The following is a 14649-nucleotide window of genomic DNA, read 5'->3' as shown; positions in this document are numbered from 1 at the left end:
CACGGAGCCGACCGCCCGATGACCATCGAGCTCGCCCCCATCCCCGAGCACGGACGCTCGGGGCCGGTCCGCCTGACCCGGGAGACGCGTGCGGCCCTCGTCACGGCGGCGGGGGAGCGGCTCGTCATCCACGCGACGGCCGACCCCGACGTCGTGACGATCGGCGCGACGAGCTGGGTCGGTGCGCTGGCCGTGCCCGGACTCGTCGTCCGGGTCATGCCGAAGGTCTCCGTCACGAACTTCTTCGCCATGCTGGGGGCCGGGGTCTCGCCGGACGCCTTCGACCACGAGCACGTGACGTGGAGCGACACCGACGAGCTCATCGACGGCGTCGCCTACTTCGCGATCCGGCTCATCGACTCGGCGACGATGCGTGGTCTCGTGCACGGCTACGTGCCGCGCGAGGAGCGCATGCGCACCATCCGCGGCCGGCTGCTCGTGGAGGAGTTCGCCCGGCGTCCCTGGAGCGCGGCCGAGCCCCAGTGCCGGTTCGACGACTTCACCGCGGACATCGTCGAGAACCAGCTCTTCCGGTGCACCCTGCAGGCGATGCTCAGCTGGCCCCAGCTCGCGCCGCACGTGCGGCGGGAGGCCCTGCGTGTCCTCGGCCGCTTCGACGGTGTCGCCGACACCCCGGCGACGAAACACGCTGCGGCACTGCCGATCACGCGACTCAACGAGCACTACGAGGACGCGATGCGGCTCAGTCGCCTCGTGCTGCAGGCGATGTCGCTGAGCCACGAGGCGGGCGACCAGCAGGCCAACAGCCTCATGGTCGACATGGACGACCTCTTCCAGCGGTGGATCGCCCAGGAGCTCGACCTGCGGCTCGCCCCCGAGATGCGTATCGAGCGTGACGAGGACGTGTGGCTCGATGAGGGGCGCGCGCTCACCATGGCCCCGGACCTCGTCGTGCGCCGCGGCAGCGACGTCGTCCTCGTCGGCGACGCGAAGTACTCCATGGGCGCCGACGGCTACGTCGCCTCGCGCGACTACCTCGAGCTCGTGGCCTACACGACCGCCATGGGCCTGCCCACAGGCCTGCTCGTCCACTGCAACAGCGACCGCGCCCCCGAGTCGGAGATCGTCATCCGCAACGCCGGGACGCGCATCCTGTGCCGGCCCATCCGCCTCGACGGGTCGTATGCCGCCGTGTGCCGTTCGCTCGACGCGCTCGCCGACCTGGTGCGCGAGCTCGCCGACGCGCCAGGCGAGTTCGAGGTCCCGGCGCTCATCCGCGCACGCCGCTGAACCCAGCGCGAGGCGTCGTGCCCCTCGGGCGCGGGCCCACCGTCGCGGGCCGGCCTAGGGCCATCCTCGGGCCGTGCTCGGGTGGCTGCGTGCTGTCCCCTAGATCACACCGCAATGGGTAGCGGCTGTGAGGGACCCACTACTACGCTTTGTAGTACCGACAGAGAAGCTGCCGGAACACACACCGAGTTCTGGAGTTGAGTTCGATGAGCACCATCCCTCGCGGCACGCACGCCACAGGCACCACGCCAGTCAGTGCGCACGACCCCACCCAAGGCGTCGTCACCTTCCAGGAGGAGGTGGTCCGCTCGGCCGTTGCTCGCAAGTTCCTCGCAGGGCTTCGTATCGTGCTCGGCTTCACCTTCCTCTGGCCCTTCCTCGACAAGATGTTCGGCTTGGGCTACATGACCCCGTCGGCCAAGGCCTGGATCCACGGCGGTACGCCGGCCCAGGGCTTCATGAAGGGCGCTGAGGGCCCGTTCGCCGGCTTCTTCAAGAACATCGCCGGTCCGTGGGCCGACTGGCTGTTCATGGCCGGCCTCCTCGGCATCGGCATCGCCCTCCTCGCCGGCGCCGGCCTCAAGCTCGCCGCCTGGACCGGGGCACTCCTCCTCGCGCTGATGTACCTCGCCGAGTTCCCTCTCGGCACCACCGGCGTGTACACCAACCCGCTCTTCGACAGCCACTGGATCGAGGCACTGGGCATCGCGGTTCTCGCCACGACGCTCGCCGGGGACACCTGGGGCCTTGGCAAGTGGTGGGGCCGCCACGTCGGTAACGGCATCCTGCGGTGAGTGGGTCGGTGACCACCGTCCCTGACGTGGTCACCAGCACGGGCCTCCGGGCCCGAGCAGCAAGGCGGTCCTCCCGGGAGGGCCGCCTTCCTGCTGCCCGTGCGCCCGCGGACGCGGCCGCCGACGGCGCTCGCCGGCAGACGCACGGGAGGCACGAGGACGACGTATGCCGCCCGCCCGGCTGGGGCGGACGGCATACGTCGTCGGCACGGTGCGTGCGGTCGCTCAGCTCAGCTCACGCGGAGCGTCACCCGCGAGGAGGTCGACGGGTTGTAGCGCGTCGACCCGTTGTACGTGGCGGTCACCGAATGCGTGCCGCGCGACAGGACGGGCAGGCGGAGCACGGCCCGACCCTGTGAGACCGACGACGTGCCGAGCACCCGTGTGCCGTCACGGAAGGTGACCGAGCCCGTGGCGCTCGACGGAGCGACCGTCGCCGTCAGCGTCGGCCGGGCCCCGTAGCGGTAGGCCGTGCTGCTCGTGCGCAGCGACGTGGCGGACGCGACGCCGTTGACCGTGACCCGGACCCCTGCCGACGTGCTGCCGGCGAGGCGTGCGTCACCGCTGTAGGTGGCGGTGAAGACGACGCTGCCGCGGGGCATCCCGTTGACCGTCAGGACGGCCTTGCCGCCCGAGACCGCGACCGTCCGCAGGAGGGCCCCGTTCTTGCGGAAGACGACGGTGCCCGTGGCGCTCGAGGGCGTGACCGCCGCCGTGAGCACCGTCCGGCCGCCCTGCGTGAAGGTCGTCGGGCTGGCGGTGAGCCTCGTCGTCGACGTCGTGCGCACCGTGACGACCGCGGCCCGGGAGCCGTCGGTGTTGAGGTGGTGCAGCAGGAGCAGGCCCATCGGCTGGTCCACCTTCGCCGAGGCGTCGTCGCGCCGGACCTCGAGCCTCTCGCCGGGGAGGTCGGTGCTCGTCAGCGTGCCGAAGTCGCCGTAGGCGGACAGGCCCGGCGAGGCGAGGCTGATCGTCATCGGGCGAGCAGCCGATCCGACGGTGTCGACGGCGACCCCCTGGGCGAGCGAGCCGACCCAGTAACGGACCCGGGGTGCGCTGCCCGTCACGAGGCCCGACTGCCGGAGCACCTTGACGGAGACGGGCATCGCGAGCGAGTCGCTGTCGAACAGGTTCGTGTCGAACGACCCGTCGATGCCGTTGACGAGAACGTCGTCGAGGACCTTGCCGTAGCCCGCACCGGGGCGCAGGTCGACGAGCTCGGACGCGAAGTAGTCCTCGTCGTCGGTGCCGGAGATGCGGGTGTTGTAGACCATGGCGTCGGCGGTGCCGTCCGCGTTCGTGTCGAGGAAGACGTCGAACTCGGTGGACGAGGCCGGCGTGCGCCACGGGCCGTGGGTGCTGATCCCGAAGCTCAGCGTGGCCTGGTCGAGACCGGCGACGAGCGGTGCATCGGATGCGGCACCGACGTAGCGCAGGTCGGCGCCGCGGTCGTCAGGCGTGCCGACGCAGCTCACGACCTGGCTCGGCGAGCAGGTGGGCAGCCGCGGGCTCACGCCCTGGAGCTGGAACGTCGAGACCGACGACGCGTACGACGTCGACCCGCTGCCCTGGTCGAGACCACCCCCCATGAGGGGCAGCATCGAGGTCGCGACCCCGGCCGGCAGCCCGGCCTTGTGGACGACGGTCGTGCTCGAGGGAGACGACATCGTCGAGGCCGGTCGCGGCGCCGACCACACCGGCACGCGGAGCGGGCCGTCCGGGGTGCCCTCGACGGGCTCGAGGACCATGCGTCCGCTCGCGTCGGTGCGATAGCTGCGGGCGATCCCGAGGGCCAGCGGGTCGGTCGCCGTGGTGGGGTCGGTGACGGCTCGCAGCGCGGACCTCGTGAAGGTCGCGGTGACCTTGACGTCGACCGTGCCACCGGCGGGCACGCGCACCTGGGACGGGCTGAACGCGTACGTCACTCCCGGGGTCGGGTGGGCCGGAGCGTAGGACAGGACGTAGGACACGTCCCGCAGGGGACGCTTGTTGACGACCCGCACCGTCTTGGTCAGGGTCTTCGTCGGCGTCGTGACGGCGACAGGTCCGAACGAGACACTGACGGCGCCCGGGTCGTCGGCGACGTAGGCGAGCGTATCGGTGGCGACGGCGGCGTCGGCGACGACCCGTCCGGCCCCGACGCGCTCGGGTCCGTAGACGCCGCCCGTGTGGTCGGGGCCGACGAAGACGTCCTGGGTGGCGGTGTTCATGATCGCCGCCTTGACCTCCTCGACCGACCACGTCGGGTGCGAGCCGCGCACGAGGGCGGCCTCACCGGCGACGTGCGGAGACGCCATGGACGTGCCGCTCTCGGAGACGCCCTCGTGGCCCGTGCCGACGGCGACGGAGAAGGTCGTGACGCCGGGGGCGGCCACGTCGGGCTTGACGTCGCCGGCCACACCGACCCCGCGCGAGGAGAAGCCGGCGAGCTGGTCGACGGCCTTGGGGTTGCGGATGGTGACGGATTTACGCAGGGCGTCGGTCATCGTGACGCGGACCTCGGCGTCGGCGTCGAGCCGAGCCTTGACGGCGCGTGTCGCCTGGTTGACGACGAGCATGGCCGGGAGCACCTTGCTGCCCGAGACGCCTGCCGAGAACGCGTTGGTGTCGCTGCCGTAGATGATGCCGGCGGCGCCGGCGGCCTGCGCGTTGGTGCCTCGGGCGATCGAACCGCACCGGCGGCCGTTGCCGTCGAGCCACATCTCCAGCACGACCTTGCCGGCGATCCTCGCCGCGTCCGCGGACGAGTAGGGGTCGCAGCCGTCCGTGTTGTTCGTGGCGGACGCGGGCGTGGACCAGTCGCCGACGGCGGCCACCGCGGTGTCGGTCACGCCCGGCTGGCCCTTCCAGTCGTAGTCGGAGGACTTGAGCGCGCCGAAGACGTCGTCCTGCGTGCCGTCGACCGTGTCGGCCGGCTCGATGCCGGCGGGGGAGTCGACCTTGAGCCCGTCCACGACGTCGTTGCCGTCGTCGGAGGCGGCGACGGCGAGCACCCGGGGAGCGTTGCCGGGGGAGCCACCGACCTCGTAGACGTCGCCGGAGTTGCCCATGGAGGCGACGACGACGGTGCCGAGGGCCGCGAGGTTGTTCGCGGCAACGGCGTCGGGGTCCTGCGGGGATCCGTAGGAGCTGCCCAGGGACATGTTGACGACGTCGAGGTGGTCGGAGAGGTCGCCGTCGCCGTTGGGGTCGGCGGCCCAGTCGAGGGCCTGGCCGACGACATCGGTCGACCCGTCGCAGCCGAACACCTTGAGGGCGTAGAGGCTCGCCTCGGGCGCGACGCCGGGACCGATCTCGAGCCTGGTCGGGTCGATGTCCTCGGTGTAGCCGCCGGACCACGTCGTGCCGTCCGCGGCGACCCCGAGGCCCGCGGCCGTCCCGGCCACGTGCGAGCCGTGCCCGTTGCAGTCGAGCGGGTTGGCGTCGGGGTGGGGGACGGGGTCGAAGGTGTCGCTGCTCGGGTCGGCGTTGTAGGCGTCGCCGGCGAAGTCGTACCCGCCGACGACCTTGGCCGTCGGCGTGAAGGTGTTGGACGCGCCGGCCGCCTTGAACGCCTCGACGGTGCCGGGTCCGCCGAAGTCGGCGTGGGTGTAGTCGATGCCGGTGTCGATGATGCCGATGCGCACCCCCTTGCCCGTCTCCCCGAGGGCCTGCCAGGCCTTGGTGGCGCCGATGAGCGGCACGGAGGAGGTGTTGCTGGGCTGCTTGGGGGTGAGCCGGTGGATCGCCTTGACCCCGGGGATCGCGGCGAGGGAGCCGAGCCTGGACGCGTCCGTGCGGACGGCTATGCCTGCGTATGCCGTGTGGAGGCGGTAGAGCGTGCGCGCCTGCGTCGCAGCCGCGCCGAAGCGGGACTCGACGCCGCGCTGGGCGGCCTTGACGGTGGAGGCCTGCACGCGGCCGGCGGTCCGTGCCGCTGCCAGCCCGCGCCCCCGGGCCTGTCCGAAGGCCGCGGTCGCCGGGGCGGCGTCGAGCTCGATCATGACGTCGACCGGACCCTTGGCCGCGCGAAGTGCCTGGTCGACCCTGTCGCCGGCCGCCACCCGCTGGGTGCCGAGGCGCAGGGAGCCGGCCCCCGTGGCGCGGTCGGGCACCGTGCGGTCGCTGCGGTGCTTGACGATGGGGTCAGGGCTCGCCGACACCGGCGCGGCCCCGAGGCTGGTGGCGGCCAGCGCCGCGATGGCACCGGCGCTGACCGTGCACATCACGCCACGGCTCGCGCGCCGTGGTCCCCGACTGTTGTGGGACAACGAATCCTCCTCGCGCGGCTCCGTTCGCTCGCGGCGCCACAGCACCGCGTGCGCAGGGGACGCTCGCCCCCGAACCTGCCTGCCACGCCCGGTGCAATTTATCCCGGTTCGGGCGGTGGCGTGCGAAGACGCGCAGACCCGTTCACTCCGTCGCGTCGGGGACGACCGAGGGGCGTCGGGGCTGTCGGTGCCGCGCGGCATACTCGCCTGCATGCAGCGCATCGACGGCCACCTCGTCCTGAGTCCCACGGACCTGACGAAGCACGTGGCGTGCGCGCACATCACGACCCTCGACCTCGAGGCGCTGGACTCTCGGGGAGGGCGCGGTGACGGCGTGAGGGTGGGTGCGAGCGGTGCCGACGACTCGCTCAACCTCGTCTTCGCCAAGGGCCTCGAGCACGAGCGGGCCTACCTCGACCGGCTCGTCGCCGAAGGGCGGGTCGTCGAGGACATCGCGGCTCTCGGGCTCAAGGGTGCCGCGGCCGAGGCGGCCACCCTCGATGCCATGCGCCGCGGCGTCGACGTCGTCTACCAGGCGACCTTCTTCGACGGCCACTGGGTGGGCCTGGCCGACTTCCTCCTGCGCGTCGAGGAGCCGAGCGACCTCGGGCCCTGGCGCTACGACATCGCCGACACGAAGCTCGCCCGGCGTCTCAAGGTGCCCGCCCTGCTCCAGATGGCGACGTATGCCGCGCGCCTCGAGCTGCTCCAGGGGGTCGCGCCGCAGTGGCTCACCGTCGTCACGGGCGACGCAGAGTCGCACCCGTGGCGCCTCGTCGACGTCGCGCCGTACGCCCGCCGTCGCCGCGCCGAGCTGCTCGACGCCATCGCCAGCCCTCGCGAGACCGAGTCGGCCCGTGTGCAGCACTGCGGCCAGTGCCGGTGGAAGGAGCGGTGCGCGCAGGAGTGGCTGGACCGTGACGACCTCATCCAGGTCGCCGGCATGCGCGCCGACCACCGGGCAGCGCTCATCGACCTCGGCATCCCGACGCTGCGCTCGCTGGCGCGGTCGACCGAGGACGAGCTGGCGCCCGCCCTGTCGACCGCGTCGCGGCGGCGGCTGCTCCAGCAGGCCCGGCTCCAGCTCGCCGAACGCGAGACGGGCGAGGCGCAGTACGAGCTGCTCGACCCCGAGCCGGCGCGTGGCCTGCAGATGCTGCCCGAGCCCGACGAGGGCGACGTCTACCTCGACTTCGAGGGCGACCCCTGGGCCGAGGGCGGCGCGGGCCGGGAGTACCTCGCCGGCATCTGGACCCGGCAGGGCGAGTTCGTGGAGTTCTGGGCCCACGACTTCGCCGAGGAGGGACGCCTCACGTCGGGGCTGCTCGACTGGCTGACCGAGCGGTGGCGGCAGCACCCCGACATGCACGTCTACCACTACGCGCCCTACGAGACGACCGCCCTCAAGCGGCTCGTCGGCCAGCACGCCACGCGCGAGGCCGAGCTCGACCAGCTGCTGCGCCACGAGGTCTTCGTCGACCTCTACGCCGTCGTCCGCCAGGGGGTGCGCATCAGCAAGGGCTCCTACTCGATCAAGAAGCTCGAGGAGTTCTACTGGGGCCACACGCGATCCGCCGACGGCGCAGGTGTCGCCGACGGGCTGTCGTCCGTCGTCGAGTACGAACGCTGGCTCGCCGGACGCGACGACGGCACCGCAGACCAGGCCATCCTCGACGACATCCGCCGGTACAACGAGGAGGACGTGCGCTCGACCCTCGCCCTGCACGACTGGCTCGAGGAGCGCCGTGACGAGCTCGGCCGCGCCGGGCACACGCTGTCACGACCCGTGCCCGAGCAGCTGCGCGAGATCTCCGACGAGGAGCGCGCCGAGATCGCCCTCGCCGAACGTCTCCTCGACGGCGGGCACGAGCTGCTCGCCGGCCTCGTCGGCTGGCACCGGCGCGAGAAGCGACCCGAGTGGTGGGACTTCTTCCGGTACAAGGAGCTCGAGACCGCCGAGCTCGTCGAGGACGGCACCGCGATCGGGGACCTCGGCGAGCCCGAGGAGATGCGGATCGTCAGGCTCTCCAAGGTCTGGCGCTACCCGTTCCCGCCGCAGGACTGCAAGGTGTCGGTCGGCAAGTACGTCCCCGACGTCGACACCCACGCTCCCGTCGGCAAGGTCGTGGGACTCGACCCCGCCCGGGGCTGGGTCGAGCTGTCGATGAAGAAATCCCTCGATCCGCCCCGTCCGCGTGGGCTCGGTGGCCCGGGCCCCGTGATGGACGCCGCCCTGCGGGCCAGCATCGCCCGCACCGGTGAGCTGGCGCTCGCCGGGGGCACCAACCTCGCCACGAGGCTCATCGGACGCTCGGTCCCTGCCGGTGACGCGCTCGCTGCTCGTGGTGACGAGACCCCCAAGGACGTCGTCGTCCGCGTGGGCCGAGCGCTCGACGGTGAGGTGCTCGCCGTGCAGGGTCCTCCCGGCACCGGCAAGACGTATGCGGGGTCGGCGCTCATCCGCGAGCTGCTCGACGCCGGACTGCGGGTCGGCGTCACCGCCCAGTCGCACGCCGTGGTGCTCAACCTCCTCGAGGAGGTGTCTCGTCCTGCGTGGCACAAGGACGGCACCAACGTCGAGGAGGGCGACGTGCCGGACGACCCTGACGCCCTGGTCCGGCACACCTCCGACAACGCCGCGATCGTGGTCGCCCTCGCCGACGGCTCGACCACCCTGGTCGGTGGCACGGCCTGGCTGTGGTCGCGTGACGACATGGTCGACGCCGTCGACGTCCTCGTCATCGACGAGGCCGGTCAGTTCTCGCTCGCCAACGCCGTGGCCGTCGCACCGGCGGCGCGCTCCCTCGTCCTGCTCGGCGACCCGCAGCAGCTGACGCAGCCGACCAAGGCGGTGCACCCCCACGGATCCGGGGTGTCGGCCCTCGACCACCTCCGCACCACCGACGACGGCATCGTCCACGACGTCATCCCCTCCGACCGGGGAGTCTTCCTCGACCGCACCCACCGGATGCACCCGAGCCTGACGGCCTTCGTGTCCCAGCTCGCCTACGAGGGCCGCCTCGAGTCGGCGCCCGGACGCGAGCGGCTCTCCGTCGAGGCGCCGGGTGCCCTGTCGGGCGACGGGCTTCGGTGGGTGCCCGTCGAGCACGAGGTCCTCTGCGAGCAGGCGAGCCGTCAGGAGGCGCTCGTCGTGCGCGGCCTCGTCGAGGACCTGCTGCGTGGCACGTGGACCACGGCCGACGGGGACTCGCGCCCGATCGGCCTCGGTGACATCCTCGTCGTCGCCCCCTACAACGCCCACGTGGCGACGCTCGCCGCCGAGCTGCCCGAGGGCGCCCGGGTCGGCACGGTCGACAAGTTCCAGGGCCAGCAGGGCGCGGTCGTCATCTACTCGATGGCGAGCACGACGGCTGCTCTCGCGCCGCGCGGGGTCCCGTTCCTCTACGACCTGCACCGTCTCAACGTCGCGATCTCGCGGGCCAGGGCGATGGCCGTCGTGGTCGGCAGCCCGTCGCTCACCGACGCAGAGGTGCACACGCCCGAGGAGCTGCGCGCGGTCAACGCGCTGTGCCGCTACGTCGACGAGGCCAAGACGGTCTGAGCCCGTCCAGACGCTCACCGCCGACGACTCGTCCCGGGTCTCCCGACTCCGTGCGCGGCGCTGCCCCCAGTGGCGCGAACCCCGTGGTCAGGCGCCGTGGTCAGGCGCCGTGCGCGGCGACCTCCCAGAGGCGACCCTCACCGCGGATCCCGGGCAGCGCCTCGCGGATGGACCGCTCGGCCAGCTCGGGCGCGACGCCGAGGTCGACGGCATACCGCAGCGCGACGGCCGGGGTGCGCGCGACTCCCTGGCGACAGTGGACGAGGACGCGCTTGCCCTCGGCCCGGAACTGGCGCAGGGCCGACGACGCGTCGTCGAGGACGAAGTCGAGGTGCGGGTTGCCCTCCTCCTGCTCCTCGTCGTTGATCCAGAACTCGATGTGGTCCCGGGCGCTCATGCCCGTGGCCGGGATGTCGTCGAGGCCTAGGGCGCAGAGGGAGACGATGGCCTGCACGTCGAGCTCGCGCACGCGGCCCAGGTCCGAGATGGTGCCGAGCACGATGTCGGGGTCGATGGGGTGCGGCGTCCCGAGCGTGGGGATCTGCGGGTCGCCCATCGACGGCACCGACGGCCACTCGCCGTGCCGGCGGCCGCCCACCGAGGTGGACACGGCCAGCTCCACGACGTCGTGCGCGCGCAGACCGGGCCAGCCGTGCACCATGCGACGCCACTGCGTCGGCACCGCCGACGCGCCGTAGCGGGCCCCGAGCAGCGAGCCGGCAATGGCGGCGACGGTGTCGGTGTCGTGGCCGGCGCGGACGGCGGCCTGCAGCCCCCGCTGGAGGTGCATGGCCGACCCGTCGCCGCGGTCGGTCGTCGTGATCGCGGCCCAGGCGTCCTGCAGGGCCGTGACCGTGTAGCCGTTGTCGCCGAACCCGCCCGGTTCCGCCCCCGTCGCTGCCTCGATCCAGTCACCCCAGCGCCCGGCGTTGGAGACGCTGACGAGGTCGAGCCCCGCCGCGAGGTCGAGCCGGCCCTCGGTGACGGCCACGCGGACCGCCTCGGACCACAGCACCGCCGAGTCGCCGGCGAGCGGGTCGGCGTGCGTCAGGAGCGCGATGGCCCGTGCGGCCCGGGCCGTCGCGTCGCGGTCGTCCAGCGCCGACAGCCCGACGATGGGCGTGCGCATCAACGCGCCGTTGCCGGCCGTCAGGCCGGTCCGCGCGTGCAGCGCCTCGCTCGCGCGCGTCAGACGCTCGTGCGGCGCACCCGACAGCTGTTTGGCATCGGTCAGGACGGCCCGGGTCTGGGTGCCGACGTCCGTGGCGCCACCGTCCAGCCAGGCGGTGAAGGCCTCCGCGACGGCATCGAGCCCCACGGGCGAGGCGAGGTCGATCCCCTGAGCGGCCACGCGCGCGACGCAGAGCGTCATCTGGGTGTCGTCGCTCCACTCGCCCGGCTCGTAGGGACCCAGGCCCCCGCCCTTCATGACCGCCTCGCCGACGGGCGGGGCGGCCATCTCGTAGGGCACGCCGAGGGCGTCGCCGCAGGCCTCACCCAGCAGGACCCCGGCCGCGCGGTCGACGGCGATGGGGCGGATAGGCACGGCTGCTCCTCGGGCACGACGGGCTGGTGGTCAGGGATGCAAACTACCGTCCGCGACCGTCCACGCGGAGGGAGGTCCGACCAGCGGCGCCGGTACGTCGTGCGCGGTCGACGCCGTAGGCTTCTCGCGTGCTGCAACCCCTGACCGTCGTGCTGCTCGTCGGGAGCGGCCTGCTCGGCGTGCTGGCCGCGCACCACCTGCTGCGTGGCCGCCTCGTCGACGACCCGCTCATCATCGTCGGTGCCGTCATCGAGGTGGCCCTGCTCGTCCAGCTCGTCGTGGGCCTGGCCAAGGCGTCCGCCATCGGCGACGGCGCGGAGCGGGCGACCTTCATCGCCTACCTGTTCACCGTCCTGCTCGTCATCCCGGCGAGCGTCGTCATCGCCGTCAAGGAGAAGACGCAGTGGGCCATGGCCGTCGTGCTCGGCGGCGCCCTCGTCGTCGCGATCCTCGTCGCCCGCCTGCAACAGGTCTGGAGCCTCAATGCCTGAACCGACGTCCTCGTCCTCGTCCTCGCCGGCCGCCTCGCCGGAGTCGCGGCCGGTCACCGATCGCCCCCACACCGGGCACGGCTTCGGCCGTCTGCTCGTGGCCGTCTACGGGCTGCTGGCGCTCGCGGCCACCGGCCGCTCGATCCTGCAGATCGTCGAATACTTCGACCGGGCCCCCGTCCCCTTCCTGCTCTCGGCCCTCGCCGCGCTCATCTACCTCGTCGCGACGGTGGGGCTGGCTCGCGGTGACCGGGCCTCGGTGCGGCTCGCGACCATCGCCCTGACCGTCGAGCTCGTCGGGGTGCTCACGGTCGGCATCTGGAGCGTCGTCGACCCCGTCGCCTTCCCGGAGAAGACCGTCTGGTCCCACTTCGGCCAGGGCTACGGCTACGTCCCCCTCGTGCTGCCGCTCGTCGGCCTCTGGTGGATCCGCCGTACGGCCCGCGCGACCGCCGCCTCCGACGCGGACGTGGCGCGGTCGGCGCACTGAGCCTGCGCCGCTAGGGTTGCCGCCATGACCGAGCAGACCCCTGCCCCTGTGTCGCCGGATGCCACCGTGTCGCCGGCGCCGCCCGTGTCGCACGCGCCGACGGCTGGCTCGGCCGTGCCCGTCTCCGGCCCGCTCACCGTGCGTGAGATCAGCGCCGAGGAGGCTGTCGAGACGCTCCTCGAGGTCGGGGGGAGCTTCCTGCAGACCCCGGCCTGGGGCCGGGCCAAGGCGGGATGGCGCCGCACGCACCTCGGCTGGTTCGACGCCTCGGGCCGTCGGGTCGGCGCCGGTCTCGTGCTGTCGCGCACCATCCCGCGCCTCTCCCGCTCCTACGCCTACCTGCCCGAGGGGCCCGGTCTGCCGTGGGACGTCGTGGCGACCGACCCCGCCCCGTGGCTCGACCCCCTCGTCGCGTGGGCCCGGGCCAACAAGGCCTTCGCGCTCCGGCTGGGCTACCCCGTCGTCTCCCGCATCTGGGACCGCGAGCCGGTGAAGAAGCAGGTCGTCGACAATGGCCTGCTCAGCTTCACGAGCCTTCCCGCGGCCGTCGACAACCCCGCCGCCCGGAGCCTGGAGGCCTGGCTCGACCGCAACGACTGGCTCCCGCTGGGCGCCGACGGTGTCGCGGTGGGACAGCCCCGACTCCTGTGCGTCGTCGACCTTCGTGGTCGCACGGACGCCGAGCTGCTCAAGGGCATGAACCAGCAGTGGCGCCGCAACGTCAAGAAGGCCGAGAAGGCCGGGGTCCAGGTGCGCACGGTCGGTCCCGAGGGGCTCGACACCTTCCACGCCCTCTACGTCGAGTCGGCGCAGCGCGACCACTTCCTGCCGCGACCCAAGTCCTACTTCGACGTCATGGCCCGGTCGTTCGCGTCCGAGGGTGACGGTGACGACCGCGCCGTGTCGGCACGCTTCTACGAGGCCCACGTCGACGGAGACGTGCTGGCGTCGGCGCTGATGATCCGTTTCGGCCGGACCTTCTCCTACCTCTACGGCGGCTCGACCGAGCGCAACCGTGACGCCCGTGCCTCGAACGCCCTGCAGTGGCGGGCGATGCGGGACGCTGCGGCGGCCGGTTGCGAGGCCTACGACTTCCGTGGCTTCAACACCTCGCTCGGGGCGACGAGCCCGCTCACCGGTCTGCTGCTCTTCAAGCTCGGCGCCGGGGCCGACGTCGTCGAGATGGTGGGGGAGCGTGAGCTCGTCATCAGCCGGTTCTGGCACTTCGCGTTCGCGCGGGCCATGGCGACGCGCATCGCGATCAACAAGCGCCGCAAGGCCGCTCGGGCCACGCCCGACGCCGCCGACATCTGACGCTCCGTTCGCCGCACGTCGACGTACGGTCAGGCCCTCACAGCTCGGGGCGGCACGTCGCCGTCGTGATGGAGGTGTCGAAGGCCACGAGGGTGCTCCCGGCGTAGACGCGGCACTGGACCGTGCCCGAACCTGCGTTGATCGCGACCGAGATCGCGAGATCGGTGGGTCGATTCTCGAGATGGATCTCGACTGCGTGCGGCAGGCCTTGGTCCCACGCGTCGATCATGCTGCCGCCGACCGTGGTGTCGACCTGTGTCTCGAGGCGGGATCCGGACGGACCGGCGCTGGAGACGATCTCGACCCGAAGGGCCGTGGTGTCGGCGGGAACCGGGACGACCTTCGGCGAGCCGTTCTGCACCGGAGCCAGGGGGCGTGTCGACGCCGTGACATCCTCGGCCCAGACACCCACGACGGGGTCCGCGGGCCAGCCGTTGCCACTGCCGTCCGCAGGCCCGTCGGAGGAGCCGCAGTCCGCCGTGCCCGGACCTGCATCGGCATAGTGCGTGCAGTCCTGTGTCGTGGAGCTGGACTCGCTGCTGCCGTGGTTCGAGACTCCCATCAACAGGGCCGGCACGAGGAGCAGGGCGGCCCAGCCGCGGCTGCGTCGCCGGGGCTCAGGGCGCCCAGGCGGCGTCGTGAGGATCGCGGGCACCGGCAGGCCTCGGGTGGGCGCGCCGCCGGTCGCACCCGAGGTCGTCGCGGACTGGTTGCCCGGCGTCCGCGGAGCCCAGGCCTCCGGAGGCAGGGACGCTCCCGACGCCAGGGGTCCGCGCGGTCCGGCGTCGTCCGGGAAGGCGACGTGCCGGTCCTGCTGCGGGTCCGGCAGGGCCGGACGGGGGCGGTCGGGATCGGACAACGGTGCCTCGTTTCGGACGGGTGGGACCACGGTAGGTCCTCGGGGACCCGGCGTCTCGGCCATTCAGACCCGGGGGCCGCGTGCTGCGTTCC

At 72.6% G+C, this 14649-nt stretch carries 9 protein-coding genes; 6 read left to right on the top strand and 3 right to left on the bottom strand.

The features are described 5' to 3' along the window. Positions 1 to 18: 18 nt before the first annotated feature. Both TAE01_RS04290 and TAE01_RS04285 read left to right on the top strand, forming a co-directional pair. Positions 19 to 1251 carry an McrC family protein gene (locus TAE01_RS04290; protein WP_147063777.1) on the top strand — a complete coding sequence of 411 codons (1233 nt, stop codon included), beginning with the start codon at positions 19 to 21 and terminating at the stop codon, positions 1249 to 1251. Between the two features lie 206 nt (positions 1252 to 1457). Next, on the top strand, positions 1458 to 2045 hold the full coding sequence (locus TAE01_RS04285) for a DoxX family protein (protein ID WP_147063775.1): 588 nt from the start codon (positions 1458 to 1460) through the stop codon (positions 2043 to 2045). A 230-nt stretch (positions 2046 to 2275) separates the two neighbouring features. Here the strand turns inward: TAE01_RS04285 and TAE01_RS04280 are convergent, their stop codons facing one another. Continuing rightward, complete coding sequence (locus TAE01_RS04280) at positions 2276 to 6250, bottom strand: S8 family serine peptidase (RefSeq protein WP_147063773.1); 3975 nt, start codon at positions 6248 to 6250, stop codon at positions 2276 to 2278. A 256-nt stretch (positions 6251 to 6506) separates the two neighbouring features. Here TAE01_RS04280 and TAE01_RS04275 point away from each other — a divergent pair, with 256 nt between their 5' ends. Beyond that, on the top strand, positions 6507 to 9857 hold the full coding sequence (locus tag TAE01_RS04275) for a TM0106 family RecB-like putative nuclease (protein WP_147063771.1): 3351 nt from the start codon (positions 6507 to 6509) through the stop codon (positions 9855 to 9857). Positions 9858 to 9957: 100 nt separating this feature from the next. On the opposite strand, the gene TAE01_RS04270 is transcribed toward TAE01_RS04275, so the two are convergent. Beyond that, complete coding sequence (locus TAE01_RS04270) at positions 9958 to 11403, bottom strand: ADP-ribosylglycohydrolase family protein (RefSeq protein ID WP_147063768.1); 1446 nt, start codon at positions 11401 to 11403, stop codon at positions 9958 to 9960. Positions 11404 to 11531: 128 nt separating this feature from the next. Here TAE01_RS04270 and TAE01_RS04265 point away from each other — a divergent pair, with 128 nt between their 5' ends. Genes TAE01_RS04265 through TAE01_RS04255 form a run of 3 tightly spaced genes read left to right on the top strand, consistent with a single transcriptional unit; the run spans position 11532 to position 13698 of the window. Beyond that, the gene (locus tag TAE01_RS04265; protein ID WP_147063766.1) at positions 11532 to 11894 is read left to right on the top strand and encodes a hypothetical protein; all 363 of its coding nucleotides are present in this window, start codon (positions 11532 to 11534) and stop codon (positions 11892 to 11894) included. Continuing rightward, positions 11887 to 12384: a hypothetical protein gene (locus TAE01_RS04260; protein ID WP_147063763.1), complete on the top strand. Its 498-nt coding sequence runs from the start codon at positions 11887 to 11889 to the stop codon at positions 12382 to 12384. The genes TAE01_RS04265 and TAE01_RS04260 overlap by 8 nt, the downstream gene beginning before the upstream one ends. A gap of 24 nt (positions 12385 to 12408) precedes the next feature. Continuing rightward, complete coding sequence (locus TAE01_RS04255; RefSeq protein ID WP_246111129.1) at positions 12409 to 13698, top strand: lipid II:glycine glycyltransferase FemX; 1290 nt, start codon at positions 12409 to 12411, stop codon at positions 13696 to 13698. Between the two features lie 37 nt (positions 13699 to 13735). Here TAE01_RS04255 and TAE01_RS04250 read toward each other — a convergent pair whose 3' ends face one another. Then, positions 13736 to 14557: a hypothetical protein gene (locus TAE01_RS04250; protein ID WP_147063761.1), complete on the bottom strand. Its 822-nt coding sequence runs from the start codon at positions 14555 to 14557 to the stop codon at positions 13736 to 13738. Positions 14558 to 14649: the final 92 nt, after the last annotated feature.

Source organism: Terrabacter aerolatus (assembly GCF_007991735.1).
GTDB classification, from domain to species: Bacteria; Actinomycetota; Actinomycetes; order Actinomycetales; family Dermatophilaceae; genus Terrabacter; species Terrabacter aerolatus.
This window is presented reverse-complemented; position numbering and strand designations above follow the sequence as displayed.

Bases quoted from the DNA above. Each gene is read 5' to 3' on its own strand.
- TAE01_RS04255 (WP_246111129.1), top strand. From the start codon at position 12,409: ATGACCGAGCAGACCCCTGCCCCTGTGTCGCCGGATGCCACCGTGTCG.
- TAE01_RS04280 (WP_147063773.1), bottom strand. From the start codon at position 6,250: ATGTGCACGGTCAGCGCCGGTGCCATCGCGGCGCTGGCCGCCACCAGC.
- TAE01_RS04290 (WP_147063777.1), top strand. From the start codon at position 19: ATGACCATCGAGCTCGCCCCCATCCCCGAGCACGGACGCTCGGGGCCG.
- TAE01_RS04275 (WP_147063771.1), top strand. From the start codon at position 6,507: ATGCAGCGCATCGACGGCCACCTCGTCCTGAGTCCCACGGACCTGACG.
- TAE01_RS04285 (WP_147063775.1), top strand. From the start codon at position 1,458: ATGAGCACCATCCCTCGCGGCACGCACGCCACAGGCACCACGCCAGTC.
- TAE01_RS04260 (WP_147063763.1), top strand. From the start codon at position 11,887: ATGCCTGAACCGACGTCCTCGTCCTCGTCCTCGCCGGCCGCCTCGCCG.